Here is a 25600-nt window from a genome sequence, read left to right on the forward strand (position 1 = left end):
TAGCGTGGAGGTCCGCGCCGATCGCCGGCGCCGAGGGGAGCCCCATGGATCAGACCGTCGAGATCGACGCCCGGGCGGAGGCCCTGCGCGCCGACCCCGAGAGCTTCGCCGCGATGGACGCGCTCTGGCGCAGCGTCTACGCCCTGCCGATGTGGTGCTTCATCGCGCGGGGGCCGGACGACGCGCCCACCCCCTTCGTCGGCGGCCTGGAGTCGGGGCCGATGGTCTTCGCCTTCACCACGGGGGAGCGCGCCCGCGCCGGGGCGCTGCACGCCGGCCTCTCCGACGAGGACGCGTCGCGCGTGCTGAAGGTGCCGATGCCGGCCGCGCTCGAGTGGATCGCGGCGATGGGGTCCTCCGGAGTCGCGGGAGTGGTCTTCGACCTGCCCCGCTTCGGGTACTTCGCGCCCCTCCAGAACCTGCTGCCGATGCGCGACTTCATGGCGGCGAACCCGCCGGCCTGAGCCCTGCCCCGTCGAGACCAGCGGATCCGCCGATACCAGCTGATCCGGTGGTTGTCGCCGCCCCGAACTGGTCACTGGACGACAGCCGAGGATGGTGGGCCGGAGGCGCGCCCGTCCTCCGAGGACGAGGCCGGGAGACGCCGATGGGGAAGCTGCACTACGACGGATCGGTCGAGATCGACGTCGAGGACCGGGTGCTCGCCCACCTGCAGATCGTCCTCACCGCGAAGCTGCGCCGGGGGGAGTCGTGCCTGCTCACCTGGCGCGACGAGAACGGGATGAGCGACGGCCGCAGCGCGATCTGGCTGCACCCCTCGCACACGCTCCGCTACACCTACGCCGGCGGCCGCATGCCCCGCATCAACCCCGCCTGGATCGCGGCGCTCACCGATCTCGCGAACTCCGCCGGCGGCCTCCGCTTCGTCCCCGAGCCGCCGGAGCCCGTGCGTCCCCCCGGCGGGAGCGCTCGCCGGTGACCGGCGTCCGGCCCCGTTCCCGGCCTCGGGCTCAGCAGCCGGAGTCGGCGGCGTCCGCGTCGAGCGCCGCCGCGGTGCCGAGCGCGATCAGCGACTGATCCGTCGCGACCGCGACCCTCGGGAAGCCCAGCGCTCGCAGCAGCCCGGCGCGCTCGCGGTCGCCGGCGTAGGCCCCGGCACCCTTGCCCGCGCGCCGGGCCGCCGCGGCGATCCTCGGCAGCGGGTCGTCCGGTCCGTCCGCGGCGAGCAGGTCGGACAGGTCCCGTCCGAGGCCGATCGCGAGGTCGAACGGGCCGACGAAGACTCCGCTCACGCCCGGCACCGCGAGGATCCGATCGACGGCGTCGAGACCGGCCTGCGTCTCGATCATGACCCAGAGCGCGGTGCGCGCCTCGGCGGCCGACGGGGGAGCGGCGCCCCAGAGATCGGACATCGGCCCCCAGCTGCGGCGGCCGAGCGGCGGGTAGTGCGCGGCGCGGACGGCCGCGAGCGCCTCCTCGACCGTCTCGATCATCGGGACGACCACGACGTCCGCTCCGGCGTCGAGCGCCCTGCCGATCAGCGCGTCGGAGAGCCCGGCGACCCGGACGCCGACGGGCGGCCTCCCGCTCACGGCGCCGAGCGCGCGCAGGGAGGCGAGGACCGCGGCGTCGTCGAACGCGCCGTGCTGCGCGTCCAGGCACAGCCACGCCGGCCCGCCGCGCGCGATCTGCGCGACGGTCAGCGGCTCCCCGAGCCGGCACCACACCCCGTCGGCCCGACCGTCTCCGAGAACCCGTTCCGCATCCACGGGTCCGATCCTCGCGCACGGAGCGCCGCCTAGGCGAGGACCGCCAGCGCCGTCGACAGGATCCCGAGGACGACGCCCGCCCCGAGCAGGATCAGGCCGGTCAGGCGCAGCGCCCGCACCGCGTCGCTCCACCGGTGCAGGCGGATGCGGTGCGGATCCTCCTCGCGGTAGTGCACCTCCCGCTGGTCCGACCGCGTCGGCGTCAGCGGGTCCCCGGCGGACAGCGGACGCGATCGCACCTCGCCGGCCCGGGTCACCCAGTGCAGCGCGAGGGGCGGACCCTCCTCGAGGTAGGCGGTCGTCGTCAGCCAGCGTCCGTCGATCAGCGCCGCGACGAACGCGGCGAGCAGGAACAGCACGCCGAGGGGGAGGGTGACCAGCGAGAGGGCCTCGGAGATCGTCTCCAGCATGCAGCGTCCCTCCGACCGGATCCGGTGCTGAGCGTACCGAGTCGGCGGCCGGCGCGTCCGCAGTGGGACGCGCCCCGCCGCCGAGCCCGCGGGCCTCAGCCCCAGGCGACCTCGAGGTCGACGACGAACGTCACTCCGAAGCGGTCGCGCAGCATCCCGTAGAGGGGCGACCAGGCCGCCGGGGCCAGGGGCACGACGACCGCCGCCCCCTCCGAGAGGCCGTCCCAGAGGCGGTGCAGCTCGGCGGCGTCGGAGCCGCGCAGCGACACGAACACCGGGATCGTGCCCGGGTCGTAAGCCGTGTGCGCGGGGACGTCGTACGCCATGACGCGGAAGCCGGCCTCGGAGACGACCTGGCCCCACATCAGCTGGTCGGCCTCGTCGGGCAAGGTGACAGCGTTCGCGTCCGCGTAGGACATCGTGTCGATCCGGCCTCCCGTGACCGAGGCGTAGAACTCCAGCGCCTCGCGGGCCTGTCCGCGGAAGTTGAGGTGGGTCGTCGTGGTGATGCTCATGGTGCGCTCCTCGCAGTCGTGCCGGGTCGATCACCCGGTGCTCCGACGCTCCCAGGAGAAGAGGACGGTGACGGTCCTCTTCTCGGAATACCCTCGGGACGTGCCCACGACGACCGAGCGGCTCCTCCTGCTCCTCTCCCTCCTGCAGACCCGCCGCGACTGGCCGGGCGGAGTGCTCGCGGAGCGCCTGGGGATCGCGCCGCGCACGGTGCGTCGCGACGTCGACCGGCTCCGCACGATGGGCTACCGGATCGACGCGGCGAAGGGCCCCGACGGCGGGTACCGGCTCGAGGCCGGCGCCGAGCTCCCGCCGCTGCTCTTCGACGACGAGCAGGTGCTCGCCCTCACCGCCGCCCTGCGCGCGCCGATCGCGGGGCTCGAGGAGGCGTCGGCCCGTGCGCTGGCGACGGTGCGGCAGGTCCTGCCCGCCCGGCTCCGGCCCCGAGCTGATGCGCTGCGCTTCACGGTCGCGGCGGCGCCGGCCCCCGCAGTCCCTCCGGAGCGGCTGGTCGCGGTCGCGGCGGCCGTCCGGGCCTCGGAGGTGCTCCGCTTCGCGTACGCGGAGGCGGTGCGCCGCGTCGAGCCCCACCACCTGGTCGCGCGTCAGGGCCGCTGGTACCTCATCGGCTTCGACCTCGACCGCGACGACTGGCGGGTGTTCCGCGTCGACCGGCTCGAGCCGCGCTCACCCCGCGGTGCCCGCTTCCGCCGCCGGGCGCTGCCGGTCCGGAGTCCCGCCGAGTTCCTGGAGGCGCGGTTCCGCGGCGGAGCGCCCGGGGAGGGGTGGCCGTGCCGCGGCTCGGTGGTGCTGGAGGCGCCCGCCGCCGAGGTCCTGCCCTACGCGGGCGACGGGGAGGTGGAGGACCTCGGCGACGCGGGCTGCCGACTCGCCCTCGGCGCCTGGTCGTGGGAGGCGCTCGCCGCGTCGTTCGGCCGGTTCGACGCTCCGATGGCCGGGGCCGAGCCGCCCGAGCTGGCCGCCGCGTTCCGCGTGCTCGCGGAGCGGTACGCCGCGGCGGGAGCCTGACCGGACCGCGGCGGCCGTCCGGCGCCGCTACTTCACCGAGTACCGGGCGCTCCCCGTGCTGCCGTCCGCCGTCGTGACCGTCAGCGTCCAGCAGGTGCCCGCCTTCGCGGGCACCGTCCACGCCTTCACGTAGCGGTTCGTCGCGGTGTCGTAGCGGAGGCGTCCGGTCAGGGTGATCGTCGGCGCTCCGGTGAGGACGGCGCCGGCGGTGCAGGAGGTCTGCCTCTGCGCGACGCTGCGCACGTCGGCGAGGGCGGAGTGGCGGAACGTTCCCGCGGAGGACGTCGAGGTCACCTGGAACGTCATGCCGGTCGCGGCTCCGGCGGCCACGCTCTTCACCGAGGTGCTGAGCCCGCCGATCGCCCACGGGGTCACGGTGTAGGACGCGGTGAGGGTCGAGACGTTGCCCGCCCGGTCGGTCGCGGTCGCCCGGTACACGTGCGGTCCGACGGAGCGGCCGCCGCCCGTGATCACGCAGTCGCCGGTGAGGCCCGAGAGCGCGTCGTCCGCGAGGCAGCGCGCCTCCGGGAGCACGGTGCCGAAGGGGTAGGACCCCTCGGGCCTCGACGTGAACGAGAGCTGCGGCTTCGTGGTGTCGATGTCGATGCCGCTGCGGGTCGTCGTGGCGCGGTTGCCCGCGTTGTCGACGGCGGTGCCGGTGACGCTCTGGCCGGGGCCCTCGCGCAGGATCCGCGCGGGGGTGCAGCTGCGGATCCCGGAGCCGCTGCCGTCGGCGCAGGAGAAGCCGACGGAGACGGGGGAGCGGAACCAGCCCGCGGCGTTCGGAGCCGCCGGCGCGGTCGTCGCGGTGATGGTGGGGACGCCGGTGTCGACGATCCGGTAGGTCGCGGTGGCGGTCGTGGTCAGTCCTCCGGGGTCGGTCCAGGTGCAGGTCGCCGTGCGGGTGCCGAGGCCGTTCACGAGCGTGCCGGTGACGACGGCCTCCTCGCTGAAGGTTCCGCTCTCCGCATCCGTGATCGCGCAGGCGGCCCTCGGCTCCGAGCCCTTCTCGTAGGAGGCGCCGTCGGTGGCGGAGGCGACCGTCACGACGGGCGGGGTGTTCGCGGGGACCACGGTGACCGTATACGGCACGCCGGCCGTGGTGCCGTACGCGTTCCGCGCGCTCACCGTGAAGGTGGAGTCGCCTGCGGTGGTCGGCCTGCCCGAGACGACGCCCTCCGGCGAGAGGGCCACCCCCGCGGGAAGGGCGCCGGACGAGACCTCGAAGGTCGCGGCCGGGCCGGACGCCGTGAAGGTCGCGGAGTAGCGGGTCCCGGTCTTGACGAGCGTCTCGGCGGTGTCGGCGGTGAGGGTCGGCAGCGGGCCGATCGCGAAGGCGTGGTTGAAGCCGACCGCGATGCCGGTGGCGCCGGTGATCCCGGCCGGAACGTCCAGCTCCGTGTCGCCGTCGGGGTGCAGGGAGACGACGGTGCCGTCGGACGTCAGCAGGACGCTGAAGCCGATGCCGGCGGCGATCGCGGTGATGCCGCCGAGATCGGCGGGGACCCGCGGCAAGCCGGAGTCGGCGGGGTCGCCCCAGGTGACGACGGTGCCGTCCCGCTTCAGGGCGAGGCTGTGGGAGTAGCTGACCGACACGGCGACGACGTCGCGGAGGCCTGCCGGGGCGGTGTACGCGCCCCTGTCGTCGCCGCCCCACGCCACGACCGTCCCGTCGGCGCGCAGCGCGAGGCTGTTCCAGCCGCCCGCGGCGATCGCGACCACTCCGGAGAGACCCGCCGGCACGTCGGTCGCTCCGAACTGATCGGAGCCCCAGGCCGCCACGGTCCCGTCGCCCCGCAGAGCGAGGGTGTGGTAGCTGCCCGCGGCGACGGCGGTCACGCCGCCGAGTCCGGCCGGGACGTCGGTCTGGCCCTGACGGTCGTCGCCCCACGCGACGACCGTCCCCTCCATCGTGAGGGCGATGCTGTGGAGGTACCCGGTCGAGATCGCGGTCACCTCGCGGAGCCCGGCCGGCACGTCCCGCTCGCCCTCCAGATCCGCTCCCCAGGCCTCGACGGTCCCGTCGGTGTGGAGCGCGAGGGTGTGGCTGTAGCTGCTCGCGACGTCCGTGAGGTCGGACATGCCCGCCGGCACGTCCCACTCCCCGTTGAGGTAGCGCCCCCAGGCGGCGACGCCGTTGGCGAGGTGGTCGTTCCCGACCGGCACCGGGTCCGGCTCGGCGGAGGCGAGGGGAGCCGCGGTGCCGGCGAGCAGCGCGACGGTCGCGGTCAGAGCGAGCAGAGTGCGGCGCAGACCCGCGGCGGTGCGGGCGGGGCGCGGAGAAGCGGGGTCGGTCACGGGCTCACGCTAGGCGCCGGCTCTCCTCCGCGGCGGGGGCGGGGCGCCCTGTAGCGGACATGTCCTCTAGAGGGCGGAGCGCCGCTCCTCCAGGGCGGAGCCTGGCCCCTCGGGGCCCGCGGCGGAAGGGCTTGCCCGGATCCGCGGCGGGCGATTGGCTGGAGGGCAGGAGAGAGAGGTGTCACCATGACGCAGACCTTCCCCGCCTGGTTGCGGGATCAGCAGAAGAGGGACGACGAGGTCGGCCGCTTCGCGCAGGCCTTCGGCGGTCGCGACGACCTGCCCGAGCACGGCGGCCGCGCGATCTACGACGGCTACTTCGCCAGCGAGCCCGAGTCGGCGCAGGCCGATCTGGACCGCGCCTGGATGGAGTTCGAGGCGCACCCCGAGCCGTCCGCCACGTCCGACGAGCCGGAGGGACTCCGATGACCGACCAGACACCGAGCCCCGTCGAGGACCCGGACGACCAGTCCGACAAGCCGTCGCAGGCCGAGGGCGAGGACGAGCGCGACACCCCGCACGAGGTCCTGCCCGCCGAGGGCAAGCCCTCGAAGGCCGAGGGCTGAGCCGACGCACTCCCCGGAGGGGCGCATCCTGCAGAGGGTGCGCCCCTCCGTCGCGTCAGCGCCCGGTGACCGCCAGCAGCTCGTGCGCCGCGGCGCTGTCCGGGTAGCGGGAGAGCACGCGCTCCAGATCGCGCCGAGCCGGAGCCGTGCGCCCGTCCGAGAGGAGCGTGCTCGCGCGCTCGAGCAGCGCCTCCGCCCGCAGCTCCACGGGCCGCGCACTGGTGACGGTCGGGCGCACCACGCGGTCGAACGCCTCGAGGGCGCCCTCGATCAGGCCGAGCTCGCGGAGAGCGACGCCGCGGCGGATGAGCACCGCGGCGGAGGCGGCGTCCACGTTCTCGACGGGCGCCGAGAACTCGGCCACGTCGCTCCAGCGGCGGCGGGCGGAGTAGAGGGAGGCGAGCGTCGACGCCGCGAGGGTCGACGGCTCCAGGGTCTCGACCGCCACGACAGCCGCGGTCGGATCCATCGGTGCTGCCAGCTCGGCGTAGAGCAGGCGCAGCGCCGGGGCGTCGAGCGGCACCTCCACGTCGAGGCCGCCGCTCAGCGGCAGGCGGACGGTCAGCGCGATCCCGTAGCGGCGGAGGAAGGAGTCGGCCGACGGGTCGTAGCGGATGCGCACCAGCCAGCCGGTGAGCCGCAGAGCGCGATCGTCGTCCGCGGAGTGCAGGGCGTCGCGGACGAGCTCGACGACGGCCGCGAGGCGCGAGCCCTCGGGGGAGCCGGTGGTCGCCTCGTGCAGGTCCTCCGCCGGCGCCCCGGCGCGCACGAGCCGGAGCAGGGGCGCCTCCCACGCCGGAGCGAGGGCGGAGGGGCGCACGAGACCCGGCCCGCCGGGCATGCTGAGCCAGCCGGACAGCCGGGAGCGGTGGTCCTCGGGGGAGAGCGGGTCCCCGGCCGCCCGGAGCCGGGGGCGTGTGAGGGCGCGGAGCTCACCGCTCCGTCGGAAGCCGACTGCCACGGCCGATCCCCCTCCGCGTGCGACGGCGGCTGAGGACCGTCGATCCGCCGAGTCTACGGCGTCGCGCCCCGCCGTCACCCCCGAACGGGGAGCGACGCGCTGGCGGCGATCCCCCGCCTCCCGTCGTCGCCCCCCGGCGCTGTCAGGCGCCGATCGAGCCCGCCGTGCGCAGCGGCATCACGTCGGGCTTCTCGGCGGTGCTCGCGATCGTCACGACCGCCTTCTCCTCGTTCGAGCGGAGCACGGCGTCCATGATCTCGAGCACGTGCAGGGCCACGCGGCCGGAGGCGCGGTGCGGGCGGTCCTCCGCGATCGCCTCCGCGAGGTCGGCCAGTCCCACTCCGCGACCGGTGTCGATCACGCCGGCGGAGTCGGGCACGACCCGCCAGTCCTCGTCGCGGACGGCGACCTCGACCGGGTCCGAGAACATGTTCGGATCCGGGACCGAGATGGTGCCCTCGGTGCCGTAGACCTCGAACTTCGGGGCCCGGCTGCGCCAGACCTCGAAGCTCACGGTGACGGTGGTGGCGACTCCGCTCGCGTGCTCGAGCAGCGCGGTGATGTGCGTGTCGATCGTCACCTCGATCGGCGTGCCCGCCTTCGGTCCGGTCTCGATCGTGCGCGGGCGGTCGGAGCGGGTGGCCAGGCCCGTGACGCGGACGACCGGCCCGAAGAAGTGCACGAGCGCCGTCAGGTAGTACGGGCCCATGTCCAGCAGCGGGCCGCCGCCGGGCTGGTAGTAGAACTCGGGCGCCGGGTGCCAGCGCTCGTGGCCGGGCGCGGCCCAGTGCACCTGCGCGGCGATCGGGGTGCCGATCGCTCCGGAGTCGAGGGCGAGGCGCGCGGTCTGCACGCCGGTCCCGAGCACCGTGTCCGGGGCGCTCGCGAAGCGCAGGCCCAGCTCGTCCGCGAGGTCGAGCATCGGCGCGGCCTCGGCCGGGTTCAGCCCGAGCGGCTTCTCAGCGAAGACGTGCTTGCCCGCCTTCAGGGCGCGGGTGCCGATCTCGACGTGCGCCGCCGGGATCGTGAGGTTCAGCACCGCGTCGATCTCCGGGTCGTCGATCAGCGCGTCGACGGTGAGGGCGCGGACGCCCTGCTCGTCGGCGACCTGCTGCGCCCGCTCCTGGTTCAGGTCGGCGACCGCGACGAGGCGGAGGCCGGGGAAGGTCGGGAGGTTCGCGAGGTACTGCTCGCTGATCTTCCCGACGCCGATGATGCCGACTCTCAGCGGGACGCCCACAGCATTCCCCTCTCGATGATCGTGCGGACGTTGTCGTCCTGGAGGATCTCGACGCGGTGGCCCGGCGTCGAGACGAAGATGCGGCCCTCGCCCCAGAGGCGGGTCCAGATCGCGGGGGAGGTGATGGGGCGCTTCCACGGGTCCCACGGGCGGACGGCCTGCGTGGTCGTGGCGAGCACGTCGTTGTAGTCGTCGTGCAGCACCCAGTACTGCTCCGTGACCAGCTCGAAGTCGGAGATGCCCTGCGTGATCGGGTGGTCGGCGGCGAGGGCCGTCATCTCGATCGTGTGCGGCATGTAGTTGTCCGACTGCTCGCCGGTGCGCTCGTCCGGGTGCTTGCCGGGGTGCGAGGCGAACTGGCCGCCGATCAGCTGCAGGTAGTCGGAGTTGTCGCGGTAGGAGTCGGCGATCCCGCCGTGCCAGCCGGCGAGGCCCGTGCCGCGCTCGACCGCCGCGCGGAGGCCCAGGAACTCCTCCCACTGGATGGAGGTCATCGTGTTCGACTGCACGATCAGGTCGACCGTCCGCATGTACGCCTCGTCGGCGTACACGGCGGTCGACTCCTCGACGCGCACGTCGTAGCCGTTGTCGCGGAGGAACGGCAGGAACAGCTCGGTCGCCTCGACCGGTTGGTGGCCGTCCCAGCCCCCTCGGACGACGAGAGCCGTCTTGCCGGGAGTGGTCGGGGAGTGGTCGGTCATCGTCGTCCTCACGTGCGGGCGGATCGCTCCGCGGTTCGTCATCGAACAGGACTTGCGCAACTTCTGTGCGGGAGCCCCGGCGTCCGACCATCATGCACCGCGGTTCCCGGCGGAGCAAGCCGTCCTGGCGCAGGGCTAGTTGCGAAAGTCGGTATCCGCTACGGTGAGCACATGCCCGACCACGACGACGTCTCCGGAGCGACCACCCGCCCGACCATGGCGCTCATCGCCGAGCGCGCCGGGACCAGCGTCCCCACCGTCTCGAAGGTGCTCAACGGCGGCACCGACGTCTCGGAGGCGACCCGTCTGCGCGTGATGGAGGCGGCGCACGCGCTCGGCTACCGCCGCCGTCCGCGCCTGCGCCCGCCGGTCGAGGATCCGCACTCCGCCCAGATCGTCGACGTCGTCGTCGGCCACATCGGCGGCACCTGGATCGGCCCGGTCCTCGAGGGCATCGAGGCCGAGGCCTCCGCCGCCGGGGTCGACCTGGTGCTCACCCGCGCCCGCGACGACGGCGCCTGGATCAGCCGCCTCCTCCGCCGCCCCTCGCTCGGCGCCATCGTGGTGCTGGTCAACGTCTCGGCCGCGCAGCTGCACCTGCTGACCACCGCCGAGCTGCCCGTCGTCGTCGTCGACCCCAGCACGCGGCCGCCGGCCGACGTCGCGAGCGTCGGCGCGACCAACTGGGACGGGGGTCGCATGGCCGCCGAGCACCTCCTCGACGCCGGCCACACCCGCTTCGGCGTCCTCGGCGGCACCCGCACCCAGCTCTACAGCAGCGCCCGGATCGACGGCTTCACCACCGCGCTCCGCGCCGCCGGGGTCGAGGATCCGCGGGTCGCCTACTGCGACTGGGACCGCGAGCTGGCCCGCGAGGCCGCCGGGCTGATGCTCGCCGAGCCCGACGCGCCGTCTGCCTTCTTCGCCTGCTCCGACGTGATGGCGCTCGGCGTCTACGAGGCCGCCGACGACGCCGGCCTCCGCATCCCCCGCGACCTCAGCGTCATCGGCTTCGACGACGTCGAGGAGTCGGCCTGGGCGACCCCGCCGATGACCACGATCCAGCAGCCCATCGGCGAGATGGGCGCCATCGCCTTCCGGATGCTGCACCAGGCGCACCGGTCGGCGACCCCGCTCGCCTCGGGAGCCTCGGCCACCCGCATGGAGCTGGAGACGCGGCTGATCCGCCGCGCCTCCGTCGCACCCGTGCGCGTCTAGCCCGCCCTCCGCGGGATCGATGCGTCACGATCGGCCCCTCTCCCGCGCCCGTGACGACCGTTCGTGACGCATCGACCCCGGCGGGCGCCGCGGTCGGTGGCGACCCGGGTCGCACCGCCTATGCTGCCCGGATGCGCAGCGCGACCGGGGGGATGGTGGTCGCGTCGTTCGTCTCGCGGATCCTCGGGTTCGTCCGGCTGGCGCTCCTGATCGTGGCGGTCGGCGGCACGAGCGCGTCGGTCGGCGGGCAGGTGTTCGAGGTCGCGAACTCCGCGCCCACCTACCTGTACGGGCTCATCGCGGGCGGGGTGCTCGGCGCGGTGCTCGTGCCGCAGATGGTCCGGGCGCGGGCCGACGGACCGGAGGGCGTGCGGACCCTCGAGCGGCTGCTCACCGTGTGCCTCGGCGGAGCGGCGCTCCTCACGGCCGCCTGCACGCTCGCGGCGCCGCTGATCGTCGGGCTCTACGCCGGGGGCTGGTCGGCCGACTGGGCTCTGCTCGCCACCCAGATGGCCTACTGGTGCCTGCCGCAGATCTTCTTCTACATCGTCTTCGCCGTCTTCTCGCAGCTGCTCAACTCCGCCGAGAAGTACGGGCCGGGCGCGTGGGCGCCCGCCTGCGCGAACGTGATCTCGGTGCTCGGGATCGCGGTGTTCCTCCTGATCCACCCCGAGGCGGCGTCGACACCCGCCGACGAGTGGACGCCGGAGATGGTGGCGCTCCTGTGCGGCACTGCCACTGCGGCGATCGTGGTGCAGGGGGTGATCGCGGTCGCGTTCTCGCGGTCCGTCGGCGTCCGCCTGCGGCCGCGCTTCGGCGTCGCCGGGCTCGGCGGAGTGTCGCGGGACGCGGTCTGGGTGTTCCTCGGCGCCCTCGTCGCAGAGGTGTCGTACATCGTCGTCTCGAACGCGGCGACGGCGGCCGGCCAGGCCATGAACCGCGCCGGCGTCGACGGGCCGAGCCTCAACTCCTTCTCGAGCGCGCAGCTGCTGCTCCTGCTGCCGCACGGCATCCTGGTCGTCTCCGTCGCCACGGCGATGTTCACGCCGCTCAGCCGGGACCTGCACCGCGGCGATCGGGCGGCCGCGGCGGTGAACCTCCGACGGACCGAGGACGCGGTGCTCGCCGTCACTCTGCTCGCGACGCTCCTGTTCGTCGCGGCGGCGCCACTGCTCACGCAGCTCGTCTTCGGCACACCGGTGATCGGCGGAGTCCTGCAGCTGCTCGCCCTGAGTCTGGTCGGCTTCAGCCAGACCTACGTTCTCAACCGGGCGATGTTCGCGCTGGGTCGGGCCCGCGACTCGCTGGCGACCCAGGTCGTCTCGGCCGTCGGCGTCGCGGCGGGGGCGCTCGTCGGCGGGCTCCTCCTGCCTGCCGAACTCGTCGTGCCGGCGATCGCGGGCGGCACCGCCCTCGGGACCACGGCCGCGTGGGCCCTCGCCCACTGGCTGGTCCGGCGCCGGATCGGCGTCGTGCCGCAGCCGACCCGGGACCGCCGCGCCGCTCTCGTCGCGGCGCTGGTCGCAGCCTGCGCGTCGGTGCCGCTCGGCCTGCTGCTCGCCGTGCCCGCCGACCGCCTCGCGGCCGGCGCCGTGCTGCTGCCGGTCGGACTCGCGATCACCGCCCTGTTCGTGGTCGTGCACCGGGTCGTCGGCGGGCGCTGGCTCTGGTCGCTGGTGCTCGCGCCGCTCTGAGGGGCTGCGCGTGCGGTCCCGCAGCCCCGACCCTCAGTGCCCCGCGCCGAGATTCCCGGCGAGGCGGCCGTGCATCCGGGTGGAGGCGTCGTTCATGCCCGCGATCACGGCGCGGGTGCCGTGGCGCTCGTACTTGGTCGTGACGGCGTCCAGCGCGGCGACGGTCGAGGCGTCCCAGATGTGGGAGCCGGAGAGGTCGATCACGACGTGCGCAGGGTCCTCCGCGTACGAGAACTGCGTGGTGAGGTCGTTGCTGGAGGCGAAGAACAGCTCGCCGGTGACCGTGTAGTGGGCCGTCGATCCGTCGGCCGAGAGGGTGCGCTCGACGGTGGCGAAGTGGGCGACCCGGCGGGCGAAGACGACCATGGCGGCGAGGACGCCGACGACGACTCCGATCGCCAGGTTGTGGGTGAGGACGACCACGACGACCGTGGCGATCATGACGACCGTCTCGCCGACGGGCATCCGCCTCAGGGTCGACGGGCGGATGCTGTGCCAGTCGAACGTCGCCACCGAGACCATCACCATCACCGCGACCAGCGCGGCCATCGGGATGATCGCGACGAGGTCGCCGAGCGCGACGACGAGGATCAGGAGGAACACGCCGGCGAGGAAGGTCGAGATGCGGGTGCGGGCGCCGGACGCCTTCACGTTGATCATCGTCTGGCCGATCATCGCGCAGCCGCCCATGCCGCCGAACAGGCCGGAGAGCACGTTCGCGGCGCCCTGCCCGAGCGACTCGCGGGTCTTCCGGGAGGGGGTGTCGGTGATGTCGTCGACGAGCTTCGCGGTCATCAGCGACTCGAGGAGTCCGACGAGCGCCATCGCGACGGCGTACGGCGCGATGGTCGTGAAGGTCTCCCAGGTCAGCGGTACGTTCGGCAGGAACAGCTCGGGGAGGCTGCGGGGCAGCTCGCCCTGATCGCCCACGGTGGGGACGGCGACCGCCGTCACGACGACCGCCGCGGTGATGAGGACGATGGCGACGAGAGGCGCCGGAACGGCCTTCGTCAGGCGCGGCATCACGACCATGATCACGATGCCGACGGCGACCAGCGGGTAGACCAGCCAGGGCACGCCGATCAGGTTGGGGATCTGCGCCGAGAAGATCAGGATCGCCAGCGCGTTCACGAATCCGACCATCACGCTGCGGGGGATGAAGCGCATGAGCTTCGCCACTCCGAGCAGCCCGAGCGCGATCTGGAACACGCCCGCGAGGATCACCGTCGCGATGAAGTAGTCCATCCCGTAGTCGCGGGCGACGGGGGCGATCACGAGGGCGACGGCGCCGGTGGCGGCGGTGATCATCGCGGGGCGTCCGCCGAGGAACGCGATCGACACGGCCATCACGAACGACGAGAAGAGGCCGACCCGCGGATCCACGCCCGCGATGATCGAGAACGAGATCGCCTCGGGGATGAGCGCGAGCGCGACCACGAGGCCGGCGAGGACCTCGCGGGTCAGGATGCGGGGGGTGCGCAGCGCCGTCATCACGGTGGGCTCGGCGTGGGGGCGGGCAGGGGTCTTCGAGGCGAGGGCCATCGCGGCGGCTCCAGGGAGTGGGAGGGGTGCTCGACGAGGAGCGCGGAGGGCTGCGGCATCGGGTCGGCGGAAGCGGGCGGGGATGCCAAGCTTGCAGAGGCGTGTCAGCAGCACGGGCAACCCTACCCTCACGTAAGGGTAGATCTGAAGGGGTGAGCAGGATCGGCACCATGCACATCGGCGAGCTCGCCGAGCGGACCGGCCTCTCGCTCCGGACCCTGCGGCACTACGACGAGATCGGCCTCGTGAAGGCGTCCGGCCGCACCGAGGGCGGCTTCCGCCTCTACACGTCCACCGACTACGACCGCCTGATCCTCATCCGCCGCATGAAGCCGCTCGGCTTCTCGCTGGAGGAGATGGCCGCGCTGCTCCGCGTGATCGACACCCTCGAGGCCGAGGGCGACGACGCGCCGGCCGAGGTCCGCGCGCAGCTCGACGCCTTCGTCGCGCAGGCCCGCGAGCGCCGCGAGGCGCTGAGCGCCCAGCTCGCGATGGCCGACGAGTTCGTCGAGCTGCTCACCAGCCGCTGAGCCCGGCCGCCTGCGCGATCGATGCGTCGCGAACGGCTCCCCTTCGCCTCCGATGACGACCTTTCGCGACGCATCGGATCCCGGGAGCGCGGGAGAGCCGCTCAGGTCGCGCTCGCGTCGGGCAGCTGCTCCGGGCAGTCGCCGCCCGGCTCGGTGGCGAGCTCGAAGTGCCAGATCTCGTTCGCGTAGATCTGGCAGAGCCCGTAGTCGGTGCCGTGCTGCGCGAGCCAGCTGTCCGCGTCCGTGTAGCCGATGTCGACCGCGCCGCCGGTGAGGTGGGCGGAGGAGGTGACGGATGCGACGCGGCGGCCGCGGCCTGACGGCGGCTCTCAGCCGCGCGGGCCGCGGGCCAGCAGGGCGTGCAGCAGCGGCAGTGCCGACGCGATCATCAGCACCGTCCCGAAGCCGCTGTCGTCCGGGCGCACGACGGCGCCGGCGATCAGCAGTCCCGCGAACAGCACGGCCGAGATCACGCGGCGGACGGTGCCCTCGAGCCGGTTCAGCCGGCGCTCGATGGTGGGGACGGTGACCGCGAGCTCGCCGTCGTCGAGGGTCGTGACGAGCTCGTCGAGCCGGCGCGGCAGGCGCCAGATCAGGCCGAGCGTGTCGACGGCCTGCTTGCCGACGTCCTGCACGACGGAGCCGCGCTCCTCGCGGATCAGCTGCTGCGCGTAGGGCTCGACCGAGTCCCACAGGTTGAAGGCCGGGTCGAGCGCGCTGCAGACGCCCGAGGTCAGCGACATCGCGCGGATGACGAGCAGGAAGTTCTCGGGGAGCTGGAACGGCAGCGCGCGCACCACGTCGCCGAACTGCACGGCGAAGTCGCGGAACTCGCGCGGATCCACCTCCCGCAGCTCGGCGAAGCCCATGCCGCCGAAGCGGGCGAAGAGCTGCGTGAGCGCCCGCTCCAGCTCGCGGGAGTCGGCCGAGGGGAGGAGGACGCCGACCGCGCGGGCCGCGTCGACGAGCCCCTTGCCGTCGCGGGATGCGGCGGCGATCAGCATCCGGCGCAGTCCTGCGCGGGTGCTCGGCGGCACCTCGCCCATCATCCCGAAGTCGATGAAGGTGAGGCGCCAGGGCAGCTCGCCCCCAGGGGTCGGCGTGACGAAGACGTTGCCGGGGTGCGGATCCGCGTGGAAGTAGCCGTTGGTGAAGAGCTGGTCGAACATCACGGCCGCGAAGACCGGAGCGACCTCCCGCGGGTCGATCCCGGCGGCCAGCAGCGCGGCGTGGTCGGTGATCTTGATCGCGGTGACGTCCTCGAGCGTGAGGACCTTGCGGGTCGAGCGCTCCCAGACCACGTCCGGGACGGCCACCCGGGCGTCGCCCGCGAAGTCGGCGGCGAAGCGGACGGAGTTGGCCGCCTCCTGCAGGTAGTCGATCTCCTCGAGGCTGGTGACCGCGAACTCCTCGACGAGCGCCGGGGCGTCGACGCGGTCCGAGACCAGGCGCACGTGGCTGAGCCAGCCGCCGACGCGGCGCAGAGCCGCGAGGTCGACCTCGACGATCTGGTCGATCCCCGGCCGCTGCACCTTCATGATGGCGGCGGAGTAGCCGGTGTCCTCGGCGTCGACGGGGGAGAGCCGGGCGCGGTGAGCCTGCCCGAGAGAGGCGGCGGCGACGGGCGACTCGTCGACTCCGGCGTACGCGCGCTCGAGCGGCAGCCCGAGCTCGGACTCGGCCAGCACCCGGATCCGCGGGAACGGGACGGGCGGGACCTCGTCCTGCAGCCCCTCCAGCTCGCGGGTGATCTCGGGCGGCAGCACGTCCAGGCGCGACGACATGAACTGGCCGACCTTGATCATCAGGCCGCCGAGGTCGACCGCGAGCACGTGGAAGCTGCGGGCGAAGCGGCGCATCCGGCCGGGCCGGGTGCGGAGCGCGACGCGCGTGAGCCCCACCCGCGGCAGGAGCAGGTCGAAGAACCAGGTGACCGCGAGATGCCACGCGGCGAAGCGGAGGATCCGGCGGTAGCGCCGCCGGTCCTCCCGCTCTCGGTGGCCCGGGGCGGCAGGACCCGGGCTGACCGAGGCCACCCGGGTCAGTCCTGCGCGAGGATCGCGTACAGGCGGCGGCGCACGTCCTCGAGTTCGGCGACGGCCTTGCGGATCTGCTCGGGGGTGCCCGAGCGTCCGACCTGGGCCGCGGCCTGGGCGAGCTCGAGGCCCGCCTTGGGCAGGGCGCCGAAGTCGACGTGGTCGGAGTCGTTCCACGGGGTCGAGGTGCCGTGCTCGGCGACCGTCGCGCGGCCGGCATCGGTCAGCGTGTAGGTCTTGCGGCCGTTCTGCTCGTCGGCCGTGATGAGTCCCTCGTCCGCGAGGAGCTGGAGGGTCGGGTAGACCGAGCCGGGGCTCGGCTTCCAGTCGCCTCCGCTGCGCTCCTCGATCTCGCGGATGATCTGGTAGCCGTGCATGGGCTGCTCGGCGAGGAGCGCGAGCACCGCGGTGCGCACGTCCCCGCGGCCGACCCGGGAGCCGACGCGCTTCTCCATGCGGGAGCGGGCCTGCTCCATCGCGCGCCAGATGCTCTCGATGGGCGTGCCGGTGCCGAACGCGCCGGTCGATGACGATCCGTTCATGATGACCTCCTGTTTCTCCGAACGATACTCAGCGATATGGGTGGCGACTGTGAACGACTGCCGCGTCGGCTCAGAGCTTCGCGAGCTTCGCCCGGGCGACGAGGAACAGCCCGTACATGACCAGTCCCGCGCTGACGAGGGTCAGGGCGATCGTGCCGTACGGAGGGACGTCGAGGAAGCGGATGGCCCCGTCGAGCCCGGTCGCCTGGCGGGCGTCGCCGGTCAGCGCCGCGACCACGAAGATCCCGCCGGCGAGGCCCAGAGCGAGCCCCTTCGTGATGTAGCCGGTCGCGCCGAGGATCAGCACGGCCGTCCCCGTCGGGCCCTCGGGGATGCGGACGAGCTTGCGGAAGCCGCGCCGGATCCCGATCGCGACGAAGCCGATCCCGCTGCCCAGCACGATCCCGCCGACGATCACGAGGATCACGACGCCGACCGTGCTCGTCAGCAGCTCGGTGTTGATGCGGCGGATCGTCGCCGACGAGCTCGTCGAGCCGCCGAGCGCGAAGACGAGCGTGGTGCCCGCGAGCGTGAGCGAGGCGAAGCCCTTGCCCGACTCGACGATCCGGCGGCCTAGGCGGGCGGGGAGCCCCGGCGCGGAGGAGCGCCCGCCGAGGGAGAGCTGCCAGAGGCCGAGCGCGACCAGCCCGACCAGCGCGGCCCAGACCACCACGAGCCCGACGGGGGAGTCGGCCATGCGCCCGATCGCTCCGGACGCGTCCGCCTCCCGCGAGGTCTCGTCGCTGACCGCGACGCGCAGGGCGAGGCCGCCGATCAGGAGGTGGATCAGTCCGTTCACGGCGAAGCCCGTGCGGGCGAGGCGCCGGAAGCGCCGGGTCCGGACTCCGGCGCGCGGCGACGGCACGCTCGCTGTGGACATCGCGCAACCCTCTCATCCCCGGCGGCCCCGGCGCCTCCTGACCCGCCGACGCGCGCGTGGCAACCCTCTCCCCGGCCGGGTGCCCGAGTCGTGGGATGGAGGTGCGGCGCGGTTCGCACCGCAGCAGGACGAGAGAAGGAACCCATGCGTGCACGCCGACGTCGCGCGGGCGGTCGCCGAGGGCCGAGGCGGGGCGGACGTCCGGTACTGAGCAGGGGAGGGCGGCGACGATGACCGGAGCGACGCTCCTCGTCCGCCGCCCGTCGAGCCCGGCCTCGCGGGTGCTGGTGCTCCACGCGACGGCGGTCGAGCTGGAGCTGCTGGTGGCCGCGCTGCTCGGACTCGCCGAGGCGACGCCGTGCCTCGACGTGCGGGTGGCGGCGAGGTCGCGGGCGGCGCTCCTGCTGGCGACCGTCGATCCGGAGGCGGTGCTGCCGCTGGCCGAGGCGCGGCGGGTCCGCGTCGGGCTCCGCCGCGAGCGCGAGGAGCTGGAGCGCGGCGGGATCGGGTGCCGGCACGTCGTCGAGGCGCGGGTCGGCCGTCGGTGGCTCCGGAGCGGGTCCGATCGGCCGCCGGCCTCGCGACGAAGTCCTGACGGAGGTTGTTCACCGCCGATGTGCGCCGCGCCGTCCCTCCATCTTCAGCAGCAGCCGCAGGCCTCGGAGTCCTCCCTCGTCAGCGCGGAGATCGGCGTCGTGCAGGACTCGCCGCGCCAGGCCTCCAGGCCCTCGCGGACGGCGACCGCGGCGATCACGAGGCCGGCGACGGGGTCGGCCCACGTCCATCCGAGCGTGCTGTTCAGAAGCAGGCCCACCAGGACGGCGGCGGAGAGGTACGAGCAGAGGAGCGTCTGCTTCGAGTCCGCGACGGCCGAGGCCGAGCCGAGCTCGCGGCCGGTCCGGCGCTCGAGCAAGGAGAACGCGGGCATCACCAGCAGGCTGACGGCGGCCAGCACGATGCCGACGGGGGAGTGCTGGGCCTCCGAGAAGCCGAGCAGCGCCCGGACCGAGTCGACGGCGACGAACGCGGCCAGGCCGAGGAACGAGACGGCGATGACCCGCAGCGCGGTGCGCTCGCGCGCCTCCGGATCGCGGCCCGAGAACTGCCAGGCGACGGCCGCGGCGGAGAGCACCTCCACCACGGAGTCGAGGCCGAAGGCGACGAGCGCGGTGGACGAGGCGACCGTCCCGGCGGCGAGGGCCACGATCGCCTCCACCACGTTGTAGCCGATGGTCGCGCCGACGATCCAGCGGATGCGCCTCTGCAGCACGCGGCGGCGGGCGGGGAGGAGCGGAGCGCGCAGGGCGCTCATGCGCAGCGGCAGTCGTCGCCGGAGCAGCAGTCCGGATCGACGACCAGGGCCAGGCGGAGCAGGTGGTCGAGCGCCCCGGCGATCCGGGTCTCGGCCAGCCGGTACCAGGTGTACCGGCCGTCCTTCACGGCCTCCACCAGCCCGCATCCGCGGAGGCACGCGAGCTGATTCGACATCACCTGCCGAGAGACCCCGAGCGCGTCCGCGAGGTCGGAGGGGACGGCCGGAGCCTCGCGCAGCGCGAGCAGGATCCGGGACCGGGTCTCGTCCGCCAGGGCGGATCCGAGGCGCGCGAGAGCAGCGGAGTGGGTGAGGGTCGCGGTGGCGGGCACGGGAGCGACAGTACACGCGATGCTGTATCGAGCGCGAGGGCTGTGGTCTCTCCTCGAACGTGCGAGCTCCCCTCCTGCTCCCCCCGTCGGGTGGGCGGACGGGCCGCACTGCCGCGGATCCCCGGGGCCGGCCGCCACGGCGCGCCCCGTGCGGCCCGCGCGCCGTGCCAGGATCCCCTTGATCGCGGCGCCCGTCCGCCGCTCCGCCGCTCGGTCTCCTGGAAGGGCCACGGACCCGCCTTGCTCGATGCCACGACCCTCCGCGTCGCCTTCGGGGTCACCGCCCTCACCCTCTTCCTGCTGTTCGCGCTGGTCACCTACCGGTCGACGCGCTCGTCCTTCAGCTTCTGGTGGTGCACGGCGCTCGCGCTGTTCATGGGCGGCTCGCTCGCCTACCTCCGCGACGGCACGGCCGACCAGGTGTGGGCGAATCCGCTCGGCAACGGGCTCATCGTGGCCGGCGCCGCCGCGGTCTGGGCGGCGAGCCGCTCCCTCCGCGGCAGGCCGACGCCGTGGTGGCTGGTGGTCGCTCCGACCGTGGTGGTGACGGGCGTGTCCAGCCTCGACTCGCCCGCCGTCAACGACTGGTCGGGAGGGCCGCTCTACCTCGCCTCGGTGGCGCTCCTCATCGGCCTGTCGACCCGCGAGATCGCGCTGCTCGGCGCCGGGCGCTCGCGCACGCGCTGGCCGCTGCTGCTGAGCTCCGGCGCCCTCTCCCTCTACTACGCGCTCCGGTTCGCTGTGTTCCTGGCCGCGGGGCTGCGCAGCGAGCTGTTCGCGACCTGGTTCGGGACCCCGACCACCACGCTGATCACGCTGGTGCTGCTGGTCGTGGTGTCGTTCAGCATGGCGTCGCTCAGCGGCGAGCAGGTCGCGCAGATGCTCACCGCCGGCGCCGCCCGCTCGCGGCAGGAGCTCGCCGACGGCGAGAGGGTGCAGCGGCGGCTCGAGCCCCGCTCGGTCCCGGACCTCCCGGGCTACGACGTCGCCGGCGCCTGCGTGCCCAGCGGGACGGTGAGCGGCGACTTCTTCGACTGGCGCTGCACGCCCGACGGGCTCGCCGTCACCGTCGCCGACGTGATGGGCAAGGGGGTCGGCGCCGCGATGATCGCCGCCACGGTCCGCGCCGCCCTGCGCGTCACTCCTCCCGCCCTCGGCCCGGCGGCGACGATGGCGCTCATCGACCGGGTCGTCGAGCCGGACCTGTCGGCGAACGACGCGTTCGTCACGCTCCTCCACCTGCGGCTCAGCGCGTCGACCGGCGACATCGCGCTCGTCGACGCCGGGCACGGACTCGGGATCGTCTGCCGCGCCGACGGCTCGCGCGAGCGCATCCCCTCCGCCCACCTGCCGCTCGGCCTCCTCGGCACGCAGGAGTGGGAGCCGACCGGCCTCCGACTCCACCCCGGCGACCTGCTGCTGATCTGCAGCGACGGCGTGCTGGACCTCTTCGACGGCTCCCTCGCCGCCCTCGACCGGGTGGCCGACGCGGCCGTCGCCGCCCCCGCGACCGCCGCCGCCGCGGTCGCCGGCGTCACCCGCCTGGCGGCCGAGGGGCTGCTGGCGGACGACGTGACCGTGGTCGCGATCCGGCGGACCTCGGGGAGCTGACCCGGCCTCAGCCCCGCCCCGCCTGCAGCCGGAGCCCGGCCAGCAGCAGGTCGAGGCCGGAGCGGAACACGTCGAGGTCGTCGTGCGTCGCCATGACGTCGGCCGCGTGGTGGCCGAAGGGGAACTCCTCCGGATCGAGGGCGCGCCAGCGGTCGGCCAGGTGCTCGAGGAACTCGCCCCTCTCCATCCCGCTCTCGAGGAACTCGCGGGGCGGCGGCTGCGCCAGGTCGGCCGCGACTCCGACGACGTAGCTGACGATGGACGACACGGCGTGGAACCGCTGCCGGGGCGTCAGGTCGAGAGCCATGAGCTGCTGCCCGAGGCGCTCGTACATCGCCATCGAGTTGGGCTGAACCCCGGTCGTGCGGAGCATGTAGAGGCCGAACCAGGGTCGGCGGACGCACTCGTCGAAGAGGGCCAGCGCGACGCCGCGGACGTTGTCGATCGGGTCCGGCCCGTGGGTGAGCGGCTCGCTGTCTGCGAGGACCCGACCCATGACCTCGTCGGTCGCCCGCTCCAGCAGCTCGTCGCGGCTGCCGACGTACCAGTAGATGCTCGCCACACCGCCGCCGAGTCGGGCCGCGAGCGCGCGGAACGTGAGGGCCGACTCCCCGGACTCGTCGAGGATCGCGATCGCCTCGGCCAGCACGGTGTCGAGCGAGTGCGACGCTCGGCGGCGGCCCCGGGCGGGGGAGGGCGCGGCAGCGGTCTCCGTCGGGCGATCTGCAGGCATGGCTTGCATCTTACCGAACGGCGTTCCATACTATCGAACGCCGTACGAGAGTCGAACGGCGTTCGATAGGAAGGCGCCTCGATGTCCGCTCCGACGACCACCTCCGCCGAGTCCCGCGCTCACACCTCCCTCCGCTCCGCGGCACTCCCGCTCGCCGCTCTCTGCCTCGCGTTCTTCGTCGAGATGGTCGACAACACGCTGCTCTCGATCGCCCTCCCGACGATCGGACGCTCACTCGACGGGTCGACCGCCGGACTGCAGTGGGTGACCGGTGCCTACTCCCTGACCTTCGGCGGGCTGCTGCTGACAGCCGGGTCCGCCGCCGACCGGTTCGGCCGCCGCCGCGTGCTCCTCACCGGCCTCGCCGCGTTCGGGCTGATCAGCCTCGCCGTCGTCCTCGTCACCGACATCGGCCAGCTGATCGCCCTCCGCGCGGCGCTCGGCTGCGCCGCGGCCGCCATGGCGCCCGTCACGATGTCGCTGGTGTTCCGGCTCTTCGACGACGAGAGGCTCCGCATGCGGTCGATCACGATCGTGATGATCGTCGGGATGTCCGGCATGGTCCTCGGCCCCCTCCTCGGCGGCTCGATCCTCAGCACCGTCAGCTGGCAGTGGCTGCTCGTCGTCAACGCCCCGATCGCGCTGCTGGTCTGGATCGGCGTGCGCCTCGGAGTCCCCGCGGACCGGCGCGCCGACCTCACCTCCGGTCGGCTCGACCTGCCGGGGACCGCCCTCACCGTCGCCGCGGTGGGGCTCGGCTGCTACACGCTCACCAGCGGAGTCGAGAACGGCTGGCTGTCGCTCCTCACGATCGCCTGCGCCGCGGGCACCGTCGCCGCCGTCGCGGGATTCGTCGTCCGCGAGCGCCGCGCTGTCTCGCCCATGATCGACCTCGCGATCTTCCGCGCCGGCCCCGCGCGGGGAGCGGCGCTCACGCAGCTCGGCGCCTCGGTCGCCTTCGCGAGCGTCCTGTTCGGCCTGATCCTGCACTTCCAGTACGCCTACGGCTGGAGCCCGGTGCGCGCCGGCCTCGCGAACCTGCCCGTCATCGTCACGATGCTCGCCGCCACTCCGGTCACCGAGCGCCTCGCCGCGAAGCTGGGGCACCGCGCGGCCTGCCTGATCGGCACCGGGCTCCTGGTCGGCGCGCTGCTCGGGATGTCCTGGGCGGTGGACCGGGGCTACCTCGCGATCGCCGTGATGATGGTCGTGATGACGGTGGGCCTGCGGACGATCATGACCATCTGCGCCGTCGCCCTCGTCGAGGCGATGCCCGCGAACCGCACCTCGATCGGTGCGGCGCTCAACGACACGGCCCAGGAGATCGGCACCAGCATCGGCACGGCCGTCGTCGGCACGCTGATCGCCGCGCTGGTGGCGACCACCCTCCCGGCGGGCGCGTGGAGCGCGGACCTCGTCCGGAGCTTCTTCGCGGGTGAGCGGGTCGCCTTCCTGGTCGTGGCGGTCCTCGTCGGCGTGATCGCGACGATCGGCTCGCTGTCCCTCAGCGACTCCCGCTCCACCGAGGAGCCGGCGGCGGCCTAGTCCATCGGGTCGCGCCGAGCGTCCTCGAGGTCGGCGATGTCCGTGTACTCGAGGAAGTCCAGCGGCGGGATGTCCGTCATCTCCTCGCTCCAGGAGGGGCGGGCCGGCTGCATGCGGCGCGTCTCGAGCTCGATGTGGGCGATGACCTCCGCGTCGTCCGGCTCCTCCACCTCGCTGCTGTCGATCGGCAGCGACCAGAGCTGGCTCGCCGGCCCGATCAGCAGGTGGGCGTAGGCGCGGCCGCCGCCCTCGGTCAGGACCGGCACCGAGACGACGTCCGACTTGTTGACGTCCGCGAGGGCCCGGGCGTACCGGAGGACCGCCTTGCAGGTCAGGTCGCCGACGAGGAGGTGGCCGCTGGAGTAGTGCAGTTTCCGCATGCGACCAGCCTCCGCGCGCCGCCCGCGGGACCTCAAGAGGGTTGCCGCGGGGAGGCGGCTCCCCTAATGGGCCGGGAGGTCCCGCCCGGTCGGGATCACCGCTCGGGGCGCCCGGCGCTCTCGCGGAGCTCGCGGCCGTCGGCGACGTCCTCGGCGTGCTTCTCGGCTTTCTTCTCGCTCTGCCGGGTGTCGCGGGGCGGGAGCTGGATGTGCTCCTCCGCCGGGATGCCCGCCTGCAGCTGGCGGCCTCGCTCGAGCTCGGCGTCGAACTCGGCCCCGAAGAGCAGGGCGAGGTTCGTGATCCAGAGCCAGAGGAGGAAGACGATCACGCCGCCGAGCGCGCCGTAGGTCTTGTTGTAGTTGCTGAAGTTGGCGACGTAGAACGCGAAGCCGGCCGACGCCAGCGCCCAGACGACGAGGGCGAGGATCGAGCCCATGCTGGTCCAGCGGAACTTCGGCTGCCGCACGTTCGGCGACCAGTGGTAGAGGACCGCGACGATGACGACCATGATCGCGATCAGTACCGGCCACTTGGCGATGCTCCACACGGTCAGGGCGACCTCGCCGAGGCCGACGGCGTCGCCGATGGTCTGCGCGACGGGTCCGCTGAGCACGAGGATCAGCCCGGCGATCACGAGCAGGAGGACCGTCACGAGGGTGACGGCGAGCATCGTGGGGCGCAGCTTCCAGATCGGGCGGCCCTCGTCGATCTCGTAGACGCGGTTCATGCCGCGCCCGAACGCGCCGACGTAGCCGGAGGCGGACCAGAGGGCGCCGAGGACACCGGTGACGAAGGCCAGACCGGCGGCGGGGCTGGAGGTGAGCTCCTGGATCGGGCCGCGGACCGTGTCGAGGACGTCGGCCGAGACGAATCCGCCGGCGATCTCGAGCACGGTGTCGGTCGTGGTCTCGGCCTGGCCGAAGAGGCCGAGGATGGACACGATCGCGAGCAGGCCCGGGAAGAGGGCGAGGACGGCGTAGTAGGTCAGCCCCGCCGCGATGTCCGTGCACTGGTCGGCGCCGAACTCGCGGAGCGTCTTCTTGAGGACGTAGCCCCACGAGCGCTTGGTGACGTCCGTCGGTCCGTCGGGCTTGCGGGAGTCGTCGGGGTCGGGCGCGGTGCGGTCGCGCTCGGTGCTGGTCTGGGCCACGGTCGTCCTCCATCTCGAGCGTCTGCGGATCGTCGGGGACGGAAGGACCGCCTGCGATCGCTCCGAGCCCCGACGACGCCGTGCTCGCCACCGACCGTAGGAGCGCCGGACGCTCAGGGCAGGACGGTTGACAGCCGCCCGTCGAGTCCGGTGGGGAGGTGTCCCGCGGTGGAGCCCGCGCTCAGAGCTGCGCGAGCAGCCTCTCGCACGCCTGCTCGCAGCGGCGGCAGGCCTCGGCGCAGATCCGGCAGTGCTCGTGCATCCCGGCGTGCTGCTCGCAGTCGTCGGCGCAGGCGCGGCAGGCCAGGAGGCAGGCCTCGACGAGGGCGCGGACGGCCGCGGATCCGACGACGCCGCGGCGGGAGAGCACGGCGCCGGTCGCGGCGCACACGTCGGCGCAGGCGAGGTCGGTGCGGATGCAGTGGACCAGCTCGGCGACCGACTCCTCGCCGAGGCACGCGTCGGCGCAGGCGGTGCAGGTGAGTGCGCAGGCGCCGCACGCGTCGATGCACTCGGCCAGGACCTCCGGATCGACGCCTCGCAGCTCCTCGGGGTGGCTCCGGATCATGTCGCTCGTGCTGCTCATGGCGCGTCCTCTCGTCGTGACCCCGGCGGGTCGATCGGTCCGGGCGACGCTACGGGCCCG

27 protein-coding genes are annotated in these 25600 nt (G+C 73.7%); 10 read left to right on the forward strand and 17 right to left on the reverse strand.

Annotated elements, in window-relative coordinates; genetic code table 11:
- Positions 1–44 precede the first annotated feature (44 nt).
- Both C5B92_RS12680 and C5B92_RS12685 read left to right on the forward strand, forming a co-directional pair.
- Positions 45–464 (forward strand): hypothetical protein, encoded by a 420-nt coding sequence (locus C5B92_RS12680; protein WP_104224305.1) that lies wholly within the window; start codon positions 45–47, stop codon positions 462–464.
- Positions 465–607: 143 nt separating this feature from the next.
- Positions 608–940, forward strand: coding sequence for an ATP-dependent DNA ligase (locus C5B92_RS12685; RefSeq protein WP_104282604.1), 333 nt, complete (start codon positions 608–610; stop codon positions 938–940).
- 31 nt (positions 941–971) lie between these two features.
- On the opposite strand, the gene C5B92_RS17355 is transcribed toward C5B92_RS12685, so the two are convergent.
- From C5B92_RS17355 to C5B92_RS12695, 3 genes are all read right to left on the reverse strand, one after another.
- Positions 972–1730 (reverse strand): HpcH/HpaI aldolase/citrate lyase family protein, encoded by a 759-nt coding sequence (locus tag C5B92_RS17355; protein WP_159940053.1) that lies wholly within the window; start codon positions 1728–1730, stop codon positions 972–974.
- A gap of 29 nt (positions 1731–1759) precedes the next feature.
- Positions 1760–2140: a hypothetical protein gene (locus C5B92_RS17360; RefSeq protein ID WP_104267914.1), complete on the reverse strand. Its 381-nt coding sequence runs from the start codon at positions 2138–2140 to the stop codon at positions 1760–1762.
- 95 nt (positions 2141–2235) lie between these two features.
- On the reverse strand, positions 2236–2655 hold the full coding sequence (locus C5B92_RS12695; RefSeq protein ID WP_104350451.1) for a VOC family protein: 420 nt from the start codon (positions 2653–2655) through the stop codon (positions 2236–2238).
- Between the two features lie 100 nt (positions 2656–2755).
- Here C5B92_RS12695 and C5B92_RS12700 point away from each other — a divergent pair, with 100 nt between their 5' ends.
- The gene (locus C5B92_RS12700) at positions 2756–3682 is read left to right on the forward strand and encodes a YafY family protein (protein WP_258061423.1); all 927 of its coding nucleotides are present in this window, start codon (positions 2756–2758) and stop codon (positions 3680–3682) included.
- A gap of 27 nt (positions 3683–3709) precedes the next feature.
- Here C5B92_RS12700 and C5B92_RS12705 read toward each other — a convergent pair whose 3' ends face one another.
- Positions 3710–5980: a PxKF domain-containing protein gene (locus tag C5B92_RS12705; protein WP_104350452.1), complete on the reverse strand. Its 2271-nt coding sequence runs from the start codon at positions 5978–5980 to the stop codon at positions 3710–3712.
- A gap of 186 nt (positions 5981–6166) precedes the next feature.
- Between C5B92_RS12705 and C5B92_RS12710 the strand changes: the two genes are divergently transcribed.
- Together C5B92_RS12710 and C5B92_RS17365 are read left to right on the forward strand one after the other, a co-directional pair.
- Positions 6167–6409 (forward strand): hypothetical protein, encoded by a 243-nt coding sequence (locus C5B92_RS12710; protein WP_104227148.1) that lies wholly within the window; start codon positions 6167–6169, stop codon positions 6407–6409.
- A complete protein-coding gene (locus C5B92_RS17365) occupies positions 6406–6546 on the forward strand; it encodes a hypothetical protein (protein WP_181028825.1) in 141 nt (46 codons plus the stop codon). Before C5B92_RS12710 ends, C5B92_RS17365 begins: the two co-directional genes overlap by 4 nt.
- 55 nt (positions 6547–6601) lie before the next feature.
- Here C5B92_RS17365 and C5B92_RS12715 read toward each other — a convergent pair whose 3' ends face one another.
- The 3 genes from C5B92_RS12715 to C5B92_RS12725 form a co-directional block, all read right to left on the reverse strand.
- Complete coding sequence (locus C5B92_RS12715) at positions 6602–7507, reverse strand: tol-pal system YbgF family protein (RefSeq protein WP_104350453.1); 906 nt, start codon at positions 7505–7507, stop codon at positions 6602–6604.
- A gap of 142 nt (positions 7508–7649) precedes the next feature.
- On the reverse strand, positions 7650–8747 hold the full coding sequence (locus tag C5B92_RS12720) for a Gfo/Idh/MocA family protein (RefSeq protein ID WP_104238491.1): 1098 nt from the start codon (positions 8745–8747) through the stop codon (positions 7650–7652).
- Positions 8732–9448, reverse strand: a complete 717-nt coding sequence (locus tag C5B92_RS12725; protein WP_104224320.1) for a ThuA domain-containing protein — start codon at positions 9446–9448, stop codon at positions 8732–8734. The genes C5B92_RS12720 and C5B92_RS12725 overlap by 16 nt, the downstream gene beginning before the upstream one ends.
- Before the next feature lie 171 nt (positions 9449–9619).
- On the opposite strand from C5B92_RS12725, the gene C5B92_RS12730 reads away from it, so the two are divergent.
- Positions 9620–10666 (forward strand): LacI family DNA-binding transcriptional regulator, encoded by a 1047-nt coding sequence (locus tag C5B92_RS12730; protein WP_104255954.1) that lies wholly within the window; start codon positions 9620–9622, stop codon positions 10664–10666.
- Positions 10667–10797: 131 nt separating this feature from the next.
- Positions 10798–12360, forward strand: a complete 1563-nt coding sequence (murJ, locus tag C5B92_RS12735; protein ID WP_104255955.1) for a murein biosynthesis integral membrane protein MurJ — start codon at positions 10798–10800, stop codon at positions 12358–12360.
- Between the two features lie 33 nt (positions 12361–12393).
- On the opposite strand, the gene C5B92_RS12740 is transcribed toward murJ, so the two are convergent.
- Positions 12394–13902: a SulP family inorganic anion transporter gene (locus tag C5B92_RS12740; protein ID WP_104255956.1), complete on the reverse strand. Its 1509-nt coding sequence runs from the start codon at positions 13900–13902 to the stop codon at positions 12394–12396.
- A 170-nt stretch (positions 13903–14072) separates the two neighbouring features.
- Between C5B92_RS12740 and C5B92_RS12745 the strand changes: the two genes are divergently transcribed.
- Positions 14073–14432: a MerR family DNA-binding transcriptional regulator gene (locus tag C5B92_RS12745; protein ID WP_104227142.1), complete on the forward strand. Its 360-nt coding sequence runs from the start codon at positions 14073–14075 to the stop codon at positions 14430–14432.
- A 329-nt stretch (positions 14433–14761) separates the two neighbouring features.
- Here C5B92_RS12745 and C5B92_RS12755 read toward each other — a convergent pair whose 3' ends face one another.
- From C5B92_RS12755 to C5B92_RS12775, 5 genes are all read right to left on the reverse strand, one after another.
- A complete protein-coding gene (locus tag C5B92_RS12755) occupies positions 14762–16468 on the reverse strand; it encodes an AarF/ABC1/UbiB kinase family protein (RefSeq protein WP_104255957.1) in 1707 nt (568 codons plus the stop codon).
- Positions 16469–16473: 5 nt separating this feature from the next.
- A complete protein-coding gene (locus C5B92_RS12760) occupies positions 16474–17010 on the reverse strand; it encodes a PadR family transcriptional regulator (RefSeq protein ID WP_104224292.1) in 537 nt (178 codons plus the stop codon).
- 70 nt (positions 17011–17080) lie between these two features.
- Complete coding sequence (locus tag C5B92_RS12765; RefSeq protein ID WP_104227140.1) at positions 17081–17890, reverse strand: DUF1206 domain-containing protein; 810 nt, start codon at positions 17888–17890, stop codon at positions 17081–17083.
- Positions 17891–18530: 640 nt separating this feature from the next.
- On the reverse strand, positions 18531–19202 hold the full coding sequence (locus C5B92_RS12770; RefSeq protein WP_104255958.1) for a cation diffusion facilitator family transporter: 672 nt from the start codon (positions 19200–19202) through the stop codon (positions 18531–18533).
- Complete coding sequence (locus C5B92_RS12775; protein WP_104234042.1) at positions 19199–19534, reverse strand: helix-turn-helix transcriptional regulator; 336 nt, start codon at positions 19532–19534, stop codon at positions 19199–19201. The genes C5B92_RS12770 and C5B92_RS12775 overlap by 4 nt, the downstream gene beginning before the upstream one ends.
- Before the next feature lie 240 nt (positions 19535–19774).
- Here C5B92_RS12775 and C5B92_RS12780 point away from each other — a divergent pair, with 240 nt between their 5' ends.
- Entirely contained in the window at positions 19775–21145 is a 1371-nt protein-coding gene (locus C5B92_RS12780; RefSeq protein ID WP_104255959.1) for a PP2C family protein-serine/threonine phosphatase, read from the forward strand.
- Positions 21146–21152: 7 nt separating this feature from the next.
- Here C5B92_RS12780 and C5B92_RS12785 read toward each other — a convergent pair whose 3' ends face one another.
- Positions 21153–21878 (reverse strand): TetR/AcrR family transcriptional regulator, encoded by a 726-nt coding sequence (locus C5B92_RS12785; protein WP_219814271.1) that lies wholly within the window; start codon positions 21876–21878, stop codon positions 21153–21155.
- 81 nt (positions 21879–21959) lie between these two features.
- On the opposite strand from C5B92_RS12785, the gene C5B92_RS12790 reads away from it, so the two are divergent.
- Positions 21960–23423 (forward strand): MFS transporter, encoded by a 1464-nt coding sequence (locus C5B92_RS12790; RefSeq protein WP_104255961.1) that lies wholly within the window; start codon positions 21960–21962, stop codon positions 23421–23423.
- On the opposite strand, the gene C5B92_RS12795 is transcribed toward C5B92_RS12790, so the two are convergent.
- From C5B92_RS12795 to C5B92_RS12805, 3 genes are all read right to left on the reverse strand, one after another.
- Positions 23420–23803, reverse strand: a complete 384-nt coding sequence (locus C5B92_RS12795; protein ID WP_104227132.1) for a hypothetical protein — start codon at positions 23801–23803, stop codon at positions 23420–23422. The two genes, C5B92_RS12790 and C5B92_RS12795, sit on opposite strands and share 4 nt — an antisense overlap.
- 95 nt (positions 23804–23898) lie before the next feature.
- Positions 23899–24954 carry a YihY/virulence factor BrkB family protein gene (locus C5B92_RS12800; protein WP_104255962.1) on the reverse strand — a complete coding sequence of 352 codons (1056 nt, stop codon included), beginning with the start codon at positions 24952–24954 and terminating at the stop codon, positions 23899–23901.
- A gap of 181 nt (positions 24955–25135) precedes the next feature.
- Complete coding sequence (locus C5B92_RS12805) at positions 25136–25540, reverse strand: four-helix bundle copper-binding protein (protein ID WP_104255963.1); 405 nt, start codon at positions 25538–25540, stop codon at positions 25136–25138.
- Positions 25541–25600: the final 60 nt, after the last annotated feature.

It is taken from the genome of Rathayibacter sp. AY1A4, assembly GCF_002930955.1.
Lineage (GTDB): Bacteria > Actinomycetota > Actinomycetes > Actinomycetales > Microbacteriaceae > Rathayibacter.